This window comes from Paenibacillus melissococcoides, assembly GCA_944800085.1.
Taxonomy (GTDB): Bacteria; Bacillota; Bacilli; order Paenibacillales; family Paenibacillaceae; genus Paenibacillus_B; species Paenibacillus_B melissococcoides.
The window spans coordinates 332367-345990 of record CALYLO010000004.1; the positions used below are offsets into that span (position 1 = coordinate 332367).

18 protein-coding genes are annotated in these 13624 nt (G+C 52.9%); all 18 read left to right on the forward strand.

Annotated elements, in window-relative coordinates:
* Nucleotides 1-7: 7 nt before the first annotated feature.
* The 18 genes from OCY70_RS16180 (at nt 8) to OCY70_RS16265 (ending at nt 13621) form a co-directional block, all read left to right on the forward strand.
* Nucleotides 8-241 (forward strand): DUF6148 family protein, encoded by a 234-nt coding sequence (locus tag OCY70_RS16180; RefSeq protein ID WP_213427799.1) that lies wholly within the window; start codon nt 8-10, stop codon nt 239-241.
* Nucleotides 242-243: 2 nt separating this feature from the next.
* Nucleotides 244-1848 (forward strand): phage portal protein, encoded by a 1605-nt coding sequence (locus OCY70_RS16185; protein ID WP_249724916.1) that lies wholly within the window; start codon nt 244-246, stop codon nt 1846-1848.
* Nucleotides 1805-2878 carry a head maturation protease, ClpP-related gene (locus tag OCY70_RS16190; protein ID WP_213427798.1) on the forward strand — a complete coding sequence of 358 codons (1074 nt, stop codon included), beginning with the start codon at nt 1805-1807 and terminating at the stop codon, nt 2876-2878. The genes OCY70_RS16185 and OCY70_RS16190 overlap by 44 nt, the downstream gene beginning before the upstream one ends.
* Nucleotide 2879: 1 nt before the next feature.
* A complete protein-coding gene (locus OCY70_RS16195) occupies nt 2880-3257 on the forward strand; it encodes a head decoration protein (protein WP_213427797.1) in 378 nt (125 codons plus the stop codon).
* 2 nt (nt 3258-3259) lie between these two features.
* The gene (locus tag OCY70_RS16200; protein WP_213427796.1) at nt 3260-4294 is read left to right on the forward strand and encodes a major capsid protein; all 1035 of its coding nucleotides are present in this window, start codon (nt 3260-3262) and stop codon (nt 4292-4294) included.
* Nucleotides 4295-4308: 14 nt separating this feature from the next.
* A complete protein-coding gene (locus tag OCY70_RS16205) occupies nt 4309-4473 on the forward strand; it encodes a DUF7210 family protein (protein ID WP_213427795.1) in 165 nt (54 codons plus the stop codon).
* The gene (locus OCY70_RS16210; protein WP_213427794.1) at nt 4470-4826 is read left to right on the forward strand and encodes a hypothetical protein; all 357 of its coding nucleotides are present in this window, start codon (nt 4470-4472) and stop codon (nt 4824-4826) included. The genes OCY70_RS16205 and OCY70_RS16210 overlap by 4 nt, the downstream gene beginning before the upstream one ends.
* Nucleotides 4823-5395 carry a phage tail protein gene (locus OCY70_RS16215; protein WP_213427793.1) on the forward strand — a complete coding sequence of 191 codons (573 nt, stop codon included), beginning with the start codon at nt 4823-4825 and terminating at the stop codon, nt 5393-5395. Before OCY70_RS16210 ends, OCY70_RS16215 begins: the two co-directional genes overlap by 4 nt.
* On the forward strand, nt 5392-5925 hold the full coding sequence (locus OCY70_RS16220; protein WP_213427792.1) for a hypothetical protein: 534 nt from the start codon (nt 5392-5394) through the stop codon (nt 5923-5925). The genes OCY70_RS16215 and OCY70_RS16220 overlap by 4 nt, the downstream gene beginning before the upstream one ends.
* Complete coding sequence (locus OCY70_RS16225) at nt 5897-6289, forward strand: hypothetical protein (protein WP_213427791.1); 393 nt, start codon at nt 5897-5899, stop codon at nt 6287-6289. Before OCY70_RS16220 ends, OCY70_RS16225 begins: the two co-directional genes overlap by 29 nt.
* Complete coding sequence (locus OCY70_RS16230) at nt 6290-7735, forward strand: phage tail sheath family protein (RefSeq protein ID WP_213427790.1); 1446 nt, start codon at nt 6290-6292, stop codon at nt 7733-7735.
* A gap of 20 nt (nt 7736-7755) precedes the next feature.
* On the forward strand, nt 7756-8277 hold the full coding sequence (locus OCY70_RS16235) for a phage major tail tube protein (RefSeq protein ID WP_213427789.1): 522 nt from the start codon (nt 7756-7758) through the stop codon (nt 8275-8277).
* A gap of 6 nt (nt 8278-8283) precedes the next feature.
* Nucleotides 8284-8592: a phage tail assembly protein gene (locus tag OCY70_RS16240; RefSeq protein ID WP_213427788.1), complete on the forward strand. Its 309-nt coding sequence runs from the start codon at nt 8284-8286 to the stop codon at nt 8590-8592.
* Between the two features lie 148 nt (nt 8593-8740).
* Complete coding sequence (locus OCY70_RS16245) at nt 8741-11725, forward strand: phage tail tape measure protein (protein WP_249724913.1); 2985 nt, start codon at nt 8741-8743, stop codon at nt 11723-11725.
* Between the two features lie 28 nt (nt 11726-11753).
* Entirely contained in the window at nt 11754-11963 is a 210-nt protein-coding gene (locus tag OCY70_RS16250) for a tail protein X (RefSeq protein ID WP_213427787.1), read from the forward strand.
* Entirely contained in the window at nt 11960-12979 is a 1020-nt protein-coding gene (locus tag OCY70_RS16255) for a phage late control D family protein (protein WP_213427786.1), read from the forward strand. The genes OCY70_RS16250 and OCY70_RS16255 overlap by 4 nt, the downstream gene beginning before the upstream one ends.
* 1 nt (nt 12980) lies before the next feature.
* Entirely contained in the window at nt 12981-13217 is a 237-nt protein-coding gene (locus OCY70_RS16260; protein ID WP_213427785.1) for a hypothetical protein, read from the forward strand.
* Nucleotides 13217-13621 carry a phage tail protein gene (locus OCY70_RS16265; RefSeq protein WP_249724910.1) on the forward strand — a complete coding sequence of 135 codons (405 nt, stop codon included), beginning with the start codon at nt 13217-13219 and terminating at the stop codon, nt 13619-13621. The genes OCY70_RS16260 and OCY70_RS16265 overlap by 1 nt, the downstream gene beginning before the upstream one ends.
* The last annotated feature ends 3 nt before the right edge of the window (nt 13622-13624 follow it).

Consider the following 13624-nt stretch of genomic DNA (forward strand, 5'->3'; position numbering starts at 1 on the left):
AAAGGGAATGCCTATTAGACCACGATACAGTTTAGAAGTCGCACAGCAGCATCTGAATGCCTGGCTGGCTGCGGAGCTGGCGATATCCAGCGCGCAGAGCTACAAAATCGGGACGCGCTCCCTGACCCGGGCGGATCTGAAAGACGTCATGAAGCAGATCCAATACTGGCAGGAACAAGTGGATCTTGCGATGGGGATCAGGAAGAACCGCGTGCGCAGGTATGTCCCGTTGGACACATGAGCATGGTGGATCGATTCATTATGGCGGTGGCACCAGGGTATGCGGCCAAGCGCGAGAGGGCCAAAACGGAGATTGTCCGGCATCAGGCGGTGCAGAGGGTCCTGAACCAAGGCTACGGCGACCACGGGGCCAGCCGGCGGAAGAAGTCGCTGCAATACTGGAACCCAGCTGCCGGCGACGCTGACGAAGACATTCATCAAAACCTGGAAGAGCTGCGGCCGCGTGCCCGGGATCTGTACATGGGCGGCGCGCTGCCGAACGGCTCGCTAAAAACATTACGAACAAACATTGTCGGTACGGGGCTGCGATTGAAACCAGCTTTCGATGCCGATTTTTTACGCCTTACCGACGGCCAGGCGGACAGGCTGCGGTCGCAGATCGAACGCGAATTCTCCATCTGGGCCAATTCAAAGGACTGCGACGCCACCGGGCTCCATGATTTTTACGAGTTGCAGCAGTTGGCTTTTTTGTCTCAGATGATGAGCGGGGATGTCTTCGCGCTGCTGCCAGTCCTTCCGCGGCCGCACTCCATCTATGACATGCGAATAAAGTTGCTCGAAGCAGACAGATGCAGCACACCTAATTCGCAGGAGGGTCTGGCCGGAAACAGGATTCAATCCGGTGTCGAGGTCGACCAGGATGGAATGATCGTGGCGTACTGGTTTTCTGACCGTCATCCGGGCTCTATGTACGGCATGCCGATGAAATGGACCCGGGTCGAAGTGGTTGGGAGCGAAAGCGGTCGGCGGAACGTTTTGCACCTGATGGAGGCAGAGCGGCCTGAGCAACGCCGGGGGGTGCCGATATTGGCCCCCGTCATTGAGTCGTTGAAGCAACTGGAAAGATACACGGAGGCCGAGCTTACCGCTGCGGTCATTTCCGCCATGTTTACGGTTTTCATCGAGACAGAGAGCCCGGATCAGGACCAGTTCAGTCTGCCACCTGTTGACGGGCCAATCGAAAATGCTACGGGTGAACCGGTACCGCCAACAGATGACGAATTACGGCTTGGAGCTGGCGCGGTGCAGTTCCTGCAGCCGGGAGAAAAGGCCACGATCGCCAACCCGGGCCGACCGAACGCCGGGTTCGATCCGTTTGTCTCGGCGATACTGCGGCAGGTTGGGGCTTCGCTTGAAATTCCATACGAGCTGCTGCTAAAAAACTTCACGGCGTCGTATTCAGCCTCTCGTGCCGCCCTGATCGAGGCTTGGAAGATGTTTCGCATGCGGCGAGCATGGATGGCGGCGGACTTCTGCCAACCCATCTACGCGGAATGGTTTGCTGAGGCTGTGATTAAGGGGCGGATTGATGCTCCGGGCATATTCGACGATCCGGCGCTGTTCAAGGCATATACAAAGGCCGAATGGCATGGACCATCACAAGGCCAACTTGACCCTGTGAAAGAGGTCAACGCCGCAGTGCTACGCGTTAAGCATGGATTCAGCACACGTCAACGCGAAGCTGCGGAGCTCACAGGCAGCGAGTTTGAAACGAACATTAGACAACTCGCATACGAACAAAAAATACGCGAGCAGTACGGCTTGGAAGGGGGTGAACCAGAATATGTCGAGGAAAAAGATCAAGATCAACGGGACGATAACGAGTGATTCCAACTCGTTTATTTACCGCTGGTTTGGAATCCAGGTAGCAAGTCCGAACATGGTTGCGGATGCCCTGGAAGAGGCCAATGGGGAACCGGTTGACGTTTACATCAACTCCGGCGGCGGCTCTGTTTTTGCGGGCTCGGAGATGTACACCCTGCTGAAAGAGTATGCAGGCGAAGTGACGGTCAAGATTACCGGTGTCGCGGCGAGCGCCGCGTCCGTAATTGCTATGGCCGCAAACAAGACCCTAATCTCGCCTACTGCCCAGATGATGATTCACAATGCATCGTCAGGGACCGAAGGGGACAAGCATGCCCATCAGCGCAGCACGAATATGATGCATTCCGTGGACGAGGCAATTACCAATGCGTACAGGATGAAAACCGGGAAAAGCAAGGATGAATTGCTCGCCTTGATGGACGCGGAAACATGGATGAATGCCCAGCAAGCCCTTGAATTAGGGTTCGCGGACGAGATCATGTTTTCGGAGGACACGGTTGATGACATATCCAATAGTGCGACGCCGTTTGTGGAGTTGCCGCAGCAGGTCATCGATAAAATCAGGAATGAACTGTTTAAGGCTGGTACCCAGCAGCCTATGAACCATGTTCCGAATACAAAGACAGCGCCGGAAGACGGCGCGGAAGGAAGTGACGAACCAATGAATTTGGATGAATTGAAAGCAAAACACCCTGACCTGTACAACGAGGTGTTGAACCAAGGCGTTAAGCAAGAGCGCGAACGCATCACGCAGCTGAATGCACTGGCGGGCGCCCCGGGGGCGGGTGAAATCGTTGCAAAGGCGATCGACAACGGGTTGACGGCAGGAGAGGCCGCAATGGAGATCGTAAAGGCCTCGCAGGAGCGCATCACTAACGAAGGTCAGAAGCGCATGAATGACGCACAAAACAGTGGCGTCAACAGCGTGCCGGCGGACGAGGCGCCTGCGGAGAAGCCGAACCAGCAGGCTGTATATGACGCTGAGGCGGAAGCCTTGGCAGCGGAGATCAAAGCATTGAGAGGGGGCAAATAAGATGCCAGCATATTCAAGCGTACCGTATGACAAATTGATCGCCGGCATGGTGCAGCCGATTGTTACGCAGTCGATCATCATCACAAAAGGTGGAGTTTACGACCGGGGCACCGTCCTGGCACGTACTGGCTTCGCTCCGGATGGCACATGGCTCTGTACGATCGTTAGCTCTAAGGCTGCCGACGACGTGGGGAAAACGCCGGTCGGCATTTTGGCGGATGTGGAAGTTGATGCCACGCAAGCGGAGCAACGTGCTACTGCATATGTACAGGGAGAATTCAACCGCGATGCGCTTATTTTCGCCGATGGCGACACGATCGACGCCTTCGAAGCTGCGCTCAATGATACGAAAATCTACACGAAACGGGTGGTGGAATAAACATGGCAGTTAAAGACATCTACGCATTGCCGACTCTTTTGAAGGTTGTGGGGCAGCTCCCACCGCCAAGCACTTATATCCTTGATACGTTTTTCCAGGACGGCGAACCGTTTGACACAGAATGGGTAGAGATTCAGACGCTCAAAGGCAATAAACCGATCGCGCCGTATGTGTCCGAGATGCAGCCGGGTAAGGTCATCACCCGCACTGGATTCACGGCAAAACAGTACAAGCCAGCGTTGATCAAGCCGGCACGTCCAATCACCGCTATCGACCTGAAAGTACGCCGTGCAGGTGAAGATCTGGCGAATCCGGACAGCCCGGAGACACGGGCGCGGAAGCTGCTCGCGCGTGACATCCTTGAACTGACGGACACGATTACACGGCGAAAAGTACAGCAGGCAGCAGAACTCATGTTTACAGGCAAGGTTACTCAAGTCGGTGAGGGCGTGAGCCAGGTCATCGAATATGACTTTGAAAACATCGTCACGCTGTCCGGCAAAGACTTGTGGAGCAACCCGGAAAGCGATCCGCTCAAATTCCTTGCTGCAGAGCGCCACAAAATTATGAATGCCAACGCTCCGACGCCAAATATCATTCTGGCCGACTACGATGCGGCGGTCGCACTTATGCGCCATCCGAAAATCTTGGCACTGGCAGACAACCGCGGCGTTGATGTTGGAAACATCGACACAACGCTGCTTCCGGACGGCGTAACCTACCACGGTCGACTGCGCGACGTTGGCATGGACGTATACTCTTATGTCGGTACGTATACCAATGATGAGGGGCAAGAAGTCCCATTCATTCCGGAAGGCACGATCGCAATTCTGTCAACACGCGACAAGTTCACGTTCCACTACGGCGCGAACGTGATCATGGACCCTCGCACGGAGCAGTTCATCCAAGTTCGCGGCCAAATCGTGCCTCAATCCTGGGTGACTGTAGAGCCGGCTCAACGTTGGCTTCAGATGCTTTCCCGCCCGCTGCCGGTCCCTCCGAATGTGGATGGATGGGTCGTGGCAAAAGTGTTGTAAGGGAGGCGGCCTGAGTGGCAATCATAGCGAAAGGCACAATCTATCACAACGGACAGATGTACGAGCCCGGCGAGGAGATCCCGGGCCTGAAAAAAGAAGAGGCGAAACGACTCCTTGAATTGGGAGTTGCTGAAGAACAAAAAGCCTCCGCCAAAGCCGAAAAGGACACCGAGCAATGAGCATCTTCAAGGATGCAGTTGCCCATGACATCGCCAGTGTGTTCCTGAACTTCGATGAGTTCGGCGAGTACCGATCAATTGGCGGCCAGAAGATTCTGATCGTTGAGGATAGGGACTTGATCAGCGAGCGGCCGGGCCTTTCTTCTGCCATTGGAAAGAACGTGACTGCGGAAGGTGTGTATCTTTCTGTGGTCACCTTCTTTGTACGGATGGATGATCTCGGATACGTACCAGTGGAAGGGCAGGATATGCGATACGGTGAGGTTGGAAAACGGGAATATCCGTATTTTGTCACCAACGTTTCGGAGGCAATGGGTATCTTGGAGGTCACGATCGAGGCGAACCGGTCATGATATCGGTGGACGGTAAGCAGCTGAAGCAGGCCACAATCGGCCTACAGTTTGTTCAAAAAAATATTCCAAAGGCATTTTCCGCCGCGCTGAACCGAGTCGGCCAGGGTGTGAAAACCGAAGCATCGAAAAAGGTGCGCGAAACCTACGACATCAAGGCGGGGGACGTGAAGCGGTACGGGAATATCAGGGTTACAAAGGCGAATGTAGGCCGGCTGCAGCTGCTGCTGACATCGAAGGGTCCTAATATTCCACTCATCCGATTCAAGACCCGCCCATCGAAGCCTCCGGCCCGCCAGCCGAAAGTATTGACGGCTTCGGTAAAGAAGAGTGGCGCCAGGAAACCTATTCCGGGTGCTTTCGTAGCGGGGATGAAGAGCGGGCACATCGGAGCGTTTGAACGAGTCGGCCGCCGCCGCACGCCTATCCGCGAGTTGTACGGCCCGGCGGTGCCCGTGATGCTGAACGAGCCCGGCGTATCTGAGCACCTGCAGGAAGAGGCAGCCCGCCGGATGAACGTCCGCCTTGATCATGAGGTGAATCGAGTACTGGGGAGGTTTAGAGCGAAATGACAGCTTTTCTGCTACTGCAGGCCCTTTGCATATTTCTGAGGGAGACCGTCAAGGACTATGCGGCCGCCCAGGGGGACGACGGGGAATACAGAGTTCCGAGGGTGTTTGAATGGTATCTGCCGTTCAAAAACCCGAGGGCTGAGGAAAAAATAGATTTCCCATACATCGCCCCGCGGATCATCAGCGGCGAGGACATAGATGCGGGCTCGCATGCTCCATTGCTTTCGACGGTCAGGATTGATATTGCTTTTGGGGTTTATCGGGAGAGTGGAGAGATTGACGGATTTACACATCCGGATGGCGCGTATGACCTCCTGAACCTGATGGAGCATGTTCGGATTGCCCTGTTCCGGCAGTCTGCCATTGATAATAAATACATCATCGAAAAACCGTACAAATGGGATATTCCCGACGAGCAACCATATCCGCTTTGGGTGGGCCAGGCTCATACAATCTGGACCGTACAAAGCGCGACAACACAAAATGAAGGAGTTGATCTCCATGGCCACAAATTTGACTGGGACGAATGAGAAAGAGCCGGAAAAGAAGCCGGCGAAGAAGAAGGCCGATAACCTTTATGCCACGGGCGGTGTTGTCTCCGAGTCCGTATTAGCATCTTTTGGAACGGAGGATGTTCCAGAACTCATTGTCCCCCTGGAAACAATCGAACAACTGATCTATGTCGGCCCCAACCTCCCTGGCGCCGGACTTTCTCGTTTCACGGTGTTTCGGGAAGGTGTGCCCGCCTATCTCGCCGATGTGCTGGAAAAGCAGCCGGCAATCAAAATCCTGATCGTTCCGGTGGCTGAGATGTCGGCCACCATGACGCGGGTAGCTACACCCGGAACGCTGGAGCACAGCGCATATCAAGAGTTGCAGAAAGGGATGAAATAGATGGCATACAAACACGGTATAACGACGAGCGAAATTCCAACGTCGATCACACCGTCGGTTACGTCCGCCTCGGTTCCGGTTGTGTTCGGAACGGCTCCTATTAATCTGAGCAAATTAAACAATAAGGAAAATCCGCCTATCAATGTTCCGGTGATGTGTTTCACCTATTCGGAGGCAGTCGCCGCTTTTGGTTATTCGGAAGATTGGAATTTCACCCTATCGGAGGCGATCAAGGCATACTTCGACCTTTTTCAAACGTCTCCGTTAGTTTTGGTAAACGTATTGGATCCGTCGAAGCACAAAAAGAGCATACCGGATCAGGCCGTGCCGATGGCTGACGGCCTGGCAACGATCAAGGCTCAGGGTGTGCTGAAGGATACGGTAAAGGTTAAGAAGGATGCTAGCACCTACGAGGTCGACAAGGATTATGCGTTGAACTTCAACGACAGCGGTGAACTGGTTATTCAGCGGCTGCCGAACGGCATTATCCCAGCGGATACGAAGGAACTGACGGTGTCTTATGCAAAGCTCGATCCGACAGCCGTCAAGCCGGCTGACATCATCGGCGGCATCGATGCGGAGGGACGGCCGACCGGTTTGGAACTGATCAATCAGGTATTCCCGCGCTTCCGGGTGGTCCCAGGCATGGTTGTGGTGCCAGGATTTTCGTCCGATCCGACCGTAGCAGCCGTGATGACCGCCAAGGTGCGGAATATCAACAGGGTATTCAAATGCACGGCAATCACGGACATCCCTGCCGACATGCAATATACGGCAGCGCCAAAATGGTCGACGGATAACAATTACACATCGGCGGGACAAATCAACTGTTATCCAAAACTGACCCTCGGGAGCAAGCAATATCATATGTCCACACAGCTCGCCGGCGTGATGGCCGTAACGGATGCGGCAAACGGCGGTGTGCCGTATGTCTCGCCCTCGAATCACAACTTCCAGGCTGACGGCGCGGCACTTGAAGACGGAACGGAAGTCCTCCTCGGGCCGGATCAGGCGCAGTACCTGAACGGCAACGGCATCGTGACAGCCCTGAACTTCATCGGCGGCTGGAAGGCATGGGGCAACCGCACAGGGGCCTATCCTGCCGTGACAGATCCAAAGGATTCATTCATTCCAGTCCGCCGCATGATGGATTGGATCCAAAACACTGTAGTGATGACTTACTGGCAGTACCTTGACGCACCGGTGACAAAGCGGATGGTTCAGGCTGTAACCGACTCGCTGAATCTGTGGATGAACGGACTCCAGTCGCAAGGGTACATCCTGGGCGGCCGCGTGGAGTTTAACGAGTCCGAAAACTCCAAAGTTGATCTGATGGATGGAAAGGTGCGCTTTCACATTTACGTTACGCCGCCGTCGCCAGCTGAAGAGATCAGCTTTGTTGTGGAGTACGATGCAAATTATTTGAGCGGTCTATTTACCGCCTAAAAAAGGAGGGGGAGCAACTTATGAAACAGATCCCAGAGAAGCTGATCAACTACACGGGATACCTCAACGGCTCAACATATCTCGGCACCGCAGATATCACTCTTCCGACGCTGGAAATGGTCAGTGATACGATCAAGGGTGCGGGCATCGCCGGGGAAATCGACAGCCCAACAATCGGCCAGTACAGCAGCATGACCGTGATGCTCAACTGGCGCACAATCACACAGGAAGCCGTTCAACTATATGCCCCGACGACTCACGCAATCGACTTCAGAGGGGTGCAGCAGATACTTGATACCTCCACAGGGGTCCGGAAAAATCAACAGGTTAAGGTCAGTGTCCGAGCTATGCCAAAGAGTGGCGACCTTGGTAAATTCGATCCTTCAAGCACAACAGATAGCACGAACGAAATGGAAGTAATTTATCTAAAAGTCGAGATCGAAGGAAAAAACATGATCGAAATCGACAAGCTGAATTACAAGAGCGTGTTCAACGGTGTGGACTATCTCGCTGATATACGCTCGAAATTAGGAATGGAGTGATGAACCGTGTCAAAAATTGAGTTATTCAAGCCCGTGGAATTTGATGGGGTAACATATAACGAAATCAATCTCGACCTGGACGGGTTAACTGCTGGAGACATGATCGGTGTCGAACGACAATATAATTCGCTGGCTGCAGAGAATGCAACCACGTTTTCCAAGGAGCTTTCCAAGGAATATCAGTTGATCACAGCGGCGCGGGCGGCGAAGATGCCGCTGGAGTTCTTTTACCTGTTATCAGCTCGTGATTTTACGAAGGTGACAGTCCGGGTTCAAAATTTTTTCACCGGGGCGGACTTGCTAGCGGTAGAGTAGGTATTGGACGACTCATGATGCAAGCCGCCGTGTCCGCATCCCGCGCAACATACACGCCTATTCCATATTGGCTCTCGCTCCCTATTCGGGAGCTTTTTTTGTGGATCGAAGTGGTTAGCGAATTGATGCAGACGAAGGAGAGATAGCCGTGGGAAAGGAATATGAAATAAAATTTAGGCTTGATGCTGAAACGGATTCCTCCTTCTCTAAGGCGTTCACTTCTGCATCAAGTGACTTCAGACAACTCCAGGCACAGGTCAGTGATCTTTCGAGAGGCAGAGGCGTCAACAAAGGTTTGCTTGGCAGCCTCTTGGACCCATTTCGGCGTAACATGCGACAAACTCAGGCTGATGCGAAAAAGACCGCATCAGCTGCAGAAAACATGTTTGGGTTGATTAAGAAAGCCGGTGCAGGTGTAGCCGGCTTTTTAGCTGTGCGGAATGTCCTTAACCTCGGAAAAGATTTCGTCCAGACATTTGCGAACTTTGAACAAGGCATGGCAAATGTCCGGGCGGTGTCTGGCCTCGGCAAAACGAGCAAGGATTTTGAGCTGCTCACGGCCAAAGCTCGGGAGATGGGAGAGCGGACATCGAAGACGGCTAGCGAAGCCGCCGACGGGCTGCAATACCTTGCCCTGGCTGGCTGGAACACTGAGCAAATGCTTGCAGGGATTGAGCCAGTTCTCCGCCTTTCTGAGGCTGGTGCAATGGACCTGGGACGTGCTTCCGACCTTGCAACCGACTCGATGGCTGCGCTCGGGCTGGAGGTCAAGGATCTCCCGGCGTATCTCGACAAGGTGGCGCAGGCGTCCAGGAGATCGAATACTAGCGTAGAGCAGTTGATGGATGCTTTCTTGGTTTCTGGGGGCACCTTCAAGACGCTGAATGTGCCTTTGGAAGAGGCGACGTCTCTACTCGGAACATTAGCTAATCGTGGTTACAAAGGTTCGGAAGCCGGAACGGCTATGAATGTGATTATAACGAACCTGACGAGTGGTATGGGTCAGGCTGGTAAGGCCATGAAAGAGCTTGAAATATCGGCCTTTGACTCAAAGGGACGTTTCCAAGGTTTGGAAAAAGTATTCCTGGAAGTAAAGGGTAAGGTCGATAAGATGACCGATTCCCAGCGATCGCAGTACATCGCTATGATAGCTGGGAAGGAACACCTCAAAACCTTTACGGGACTACTCGACGGCTTGGGCAAAGAATACGGTGGGCTGAAAAAAGATGTGAAGAACTCCGGCGGCGCGCTGATGGAAATGGCGGAAACGCAGATGGACACGCTCTCCGGAAGCATGAAGCTGATGGAGTCGGCTTTCGAAAGCGCGAAGATCTCCCTGGGCGAGAAGTTCGCTCCGACAGTCCGCCGGGTAGTCGATGACATCACAACGCGGATCCCACAGGCGATGGGCGAGCTCGAAAGCCTTATGGATGGGCCTGCATGGAAAAACGCCGATCTCTTTGGCAAGATGCGGCTTGCCTGGGATAAGATCATCGGGGAACCGCTGGCTGCATGGTGGGATAGCAGCGGCCGCCAGCAGGTGGCCGGAGTAGCAAAAGAGATCGGCAAGATGGTCTGGAGCGGCATCAGCGGGCTTGCAAAGGAGAGCCTTGGTGCTCTATCCGGCAGCCCGACAGGTATCCTCGCAGCAGGGGCGCTCGCAGTGCCCACGACGAAGGTAGTTAAAGGGACGGGGAAAATCGTCAAGAGCCTGGCCGGCATGACCAAGGCGGGGACCGGTGCGGCATCGAGTATGGGTATCGTCGCTCGCTCAACAGGTCTGATCGGCCCGGCAATCGGAGCACTCGCTAATCCGATCGGACTTACAGTTGCAGGGATCGGTGCACTTGCAGGTGGATGGTATTTGTACCGTAAACACCAGGAAAAGGCCAGACAAGACCTCATACGGATGGGGGATGCTCTCAAGAAATCACTCGGTGACTATTCTGCGGTTGAAAATCAAACGCAAAAAACCAAGGATCTAATCACGGAGTATGATCGGCTGAAAGGAAAGATCGCTGATTCAGAAACGCCTGCAGCCCAACTGACCGAAGCAAAGCGAAAGCTCAGGGACGTAGAAAAAGAATTGATCGAAATGTATCCTGAGATACTCTCTAATCACGACATCGAGAATGGAAAACTGGAAGAAAAGATCGGTCTAATCGGCCGCTTATCAAAGGCGGAACTTGACGAGGCAAAGTTAAAGCTGGAAAAAGATATCGCAGACAACCAGGGAAACAAAGGCAAACTTGAAGATGAAATAATTAATCTACGGAACGCTAAAGAAAAGCAGACAATTGATAAAGAGCGCTTCCTAGAAGCTTCAGTTGCTATGAAAGAAATAGAAAACGAATGGACCCGTCTAATAAATTCAGGCCTTGAGACATGGAGTGAAGAGTGGAAACAGAAGTCATCAGAAATAATTGAGCAAGCAAATGAAGTTGGAAAAGAGTTTGGGCACACGTTTTCAAATTTAGGAGAAATAAGAGGTTCGTCGGATTATTACTATAAGCAATACAGAGAAAATTTGGATGCTCTCGTCACCACAAACGACGAGTTAAAGGCAGCTGAAGAAAGTTATAAGCAGTTGTACGATGCCCAAGTTAAACTAATTGAACTAAATCTCGGGGGGAGTATCGAGGAGCAGTCCAAAAAGATATACAGCCTTACCGATAAAGGTAAAAAGCATTTCTATGAGGCTCAGGAAGCTCTCAACAAACTGAATAATAGTCTTTTTCTTCTTCCTGATCATAAGAAGATCAAAGTCGATGTGGATGTGGATTATAAAACGCCAGGAATTCCAACTGTACAACATAAAAAAGAGCGGTATGGTATTCCAGAACCTGCAATTAAATTGCCGCAATTTGCCGATGGTGGTTTTTCAAATCAACCATCCATTTTCGGCGAGGCAGGATGGGAAGTAGCTATTCCAATCAACAACAAACAGCGATCGCATGATCTACTGGAAAAAACGAACCGTATCATGGGTCATACCAGCGGCGAAGGAAATGAAATAAACGTCACCTGGGCGCCGCAAATTACGGTTCAAGGAGGCGGGGTCAACGTGAAGCAAGAGGTTTCTCAGCTGCTCAAGCAGGCTCAGACGAGTTCGAGCGCAGATTCTCTGCCATGATGCGGCAGCAAGGGAGGGTGGCTATGCGATGACCTACACGACAATCCAGGGAGATACATGGGATGGAATCTCATACAAGGTATATGGGACAGAGTCACAGATGGCCGAGCTGATGCGGGCGAACCCCGCGCATATCAGCACGGTCATTTTTTCTGCAGGAGTGACCCTGCTGATCCCTCCGATGCCGGCCAATGTGTCTGATCGCCTTCCCCCCTGGAAGCGGGGTGACGACGAGTGAAAGGAAAAAGGGTTGATCTTGAGATCCACTATGAGGACGTACATGCTTCGGCGTTGATGGGCGAATACCTGACTGAGTTTTCATACACCGACAATTACAGCGGGAAATTTGATGACCTACAGATCACGCTGGAGGACAGCCGGCAGCTGTGGCAAGGGGATTGGAAGCCGCATACAGGCGATGAAATCCGGGCCAAAATCCACACAAAAAACTGGCGTTGGGAAGGGGATAACCTGACGCTGCCATGCGGGAAATTTGATATCGATGAGGTGAATTTCTCCGGCCCGCCGGACGTGGTGGAAATCAAGGCGACTTCCGTTCCGTTGGATTCCTCCGGGCGCCGCGAAAAGAAAACAAAGTCCTGGGAGAAGGCGACGCTGAAGCGCATCGCGCAGGATATCGCGAACAACGCGAAGCTCACACTTGCATTCAATTTCACGCAAAATCCCAAGTATGACCGGATCGACCAGACAGATCAGAGCGACATCGAATTTTTGGTGGAACTCTGCGCCAAGGAAGGCGCAAGCATAAAGGTGAGCAACCGGAAACTCGTTATATTCGACGAGGCGGAATTTGAGAAGAAAAAGCCGAGTTTATATATCGTTCGCGGCAAAAGCAATGTGATGACCTATTCTTTTTCCTGGAATGCGATGGGGGCAGCGTATCGAGCATGCCAAGTCAGCTATCAGAGCGCGAAGAAAAAGGCAAAGTATTCATACACATACACGCCGCCAGGCGCGCCGAAAGGCGGCCCGATGCTCAAAATCAACGAACGGGTAGAATCTCAGGCCGAGGCGATCCGAGTTGCCCGGAACCGATTGCGAGAAAAGAACAAGGAATTTGGAAAGGGCCGGATCACCCTCGCAGGCGATCCACGGATGGCGGCTGGCATCACAGTGTACATCAGCGGATGGCATTCTTTTGACGGAAAATACATCATCGAAAGTGCTCGGCATATCGTTGGACGAAACGGGTACACGACAGACATTGAAATCAGAAAGGTGTTGGGATACTGAGATGAGTAAAAGCGTGCGGGTTGGAGTTGTGTCCTCGGTATCGCCGGAGCAGTATGCTGTACGGGTGATCTGCGAGGATGAGGATGATCTGGTGACGGACTGGCTTCCGATTCTAGTGCCGGCACTAAAGAACGTTGAGCCTACTATCCCGGATATAGGGGATAGCGTGGTTTGTTTATTTTTGGATGACGGTGTAGAAGGGTTCTGCCTGGGATCTATCGGCGGGGGGCGTCCCTGATGATGATTGGTAGCTTTGGGAAAATCAATTTCATGGTGTCAGCGCTCGGCGGCGGTAAGATCCGAACCTTCGACGACTTCAAGCGGTCCGCCTCCCCGCGTTGGGCGACTCATGAAATAATCGGCCAGAAGCCAGTATCCCAGTTCATTGGCCCCGGGTTGGATCAGATATCATTCAGCATCCGCTTTGATGCACGATACCGGATAAACCCACGAGAGGAACTTAACGGATTGACCAGAATGGAGCGGGCAGGCGAGGTCCACAAGTTGATCGTCGGTGGGAAAGCGATCGGCGTGAATAAGTGGTACATCACGAGCCTCGAACAGGAGTGGCAGAAGATTGACAACAAGGGAATTTTGCTTGTTGCGCAGGCGGCGATCACGCTGCAGGAATATGCGAGGTGATAG

Coding starts and splice junctions, on each gene's coding strand:
- OCY70_RS16180 (WP_213427799.1), top strand. CDS start 8: ATGCCTATTAGACCACGATACAGTTTAGAAGTCGCACAGCAGCATCTG.
- OCY70_RS16185 (WP_249724916.1), top strand. CDS start 244: ATGGTGGATCGATTCATTATGGCGGTGGCACCAGGGTATGCGGCCAAG.
- OCY70_RS16190 (WP_213427798.1), top strand. CDS start 1,805: ATGTCGAGGAAAAAGATCAAGATCAACGGGACGATAACGAGTGATTCC.
- OCY70_RS16195 (WP_213427797.1), top strand. CDS start 2,880: ATGCCAGCATATTCAAGCGTACCGTATGACAAATTGATCGCCGGCATG.
- OCY70_RS16200 (WP_213427796.1), top strand. CDS start 3,260: ATGGCAGTTAAAGACATCTACGCATTGCCGACTCTTTTGAAGGTTGTG.
- OCY70_RS16210 (WP_213427794.1), top strand. CDS start 4,470: ATGAGCATCTTCAAGGATGCAGTTGCCCATGACATCGCCAGTGTGTTC.
- OCY70_RS16215 (WP_213427793.1), top strand. CDS start 4,823: ATGATATCGGTGGACGGTAAGCAGCTGAAGCAGGCCACAATCGGCCTA.
- OCY70_RS16220 (WP_213427792.1), top strand. CDS start 5,392: ATGACAGCTTTTCTGCTACTGCAGGCCCTTTGCATATTTCTGAGGGAG.
- OCY70_RS16225 (WP_213427791.1), top strand. CDS start 5,897: ATGGCCACAAATTTGACTGGGACGAATGAGAAAGAGCCGGAAAAGAAG.
- OCY70_RS16230 (WP_213427790.1), top strand. CDS start 6,290: ATGGCATACAAACACGGTATAACGACGAGCGAAATTCCAACGTCGATC.
- OCY70_RS16235 (WP_213427789.1), top strand. CDS start 7,756: ATGAAACAGATCCCAGAGAAGCTGATCAACTACACGGGATACCTCAAC.
- OCY70_RS16250 (WP_213427787.1), top strand. CDS start 11,754: ATGACCTACACGACAATCCAGGGAGATACATGGGATGGAATCTCATAC.
- OCY70_RS16260 (WP_213427785.1), top strand. CDS start 12,981: ATGAGTAAAAGCGTGCGGGTTGGAGTTGTGTCCTCGGTATCGCCGGAG.
- OCY70_RS16265 (WP_249724910.1), top strand. CDS start 13,217: ATGATGATTGGTAGCTTTGGGAAAATCAATTTCATGGTGTCAGCGCTC.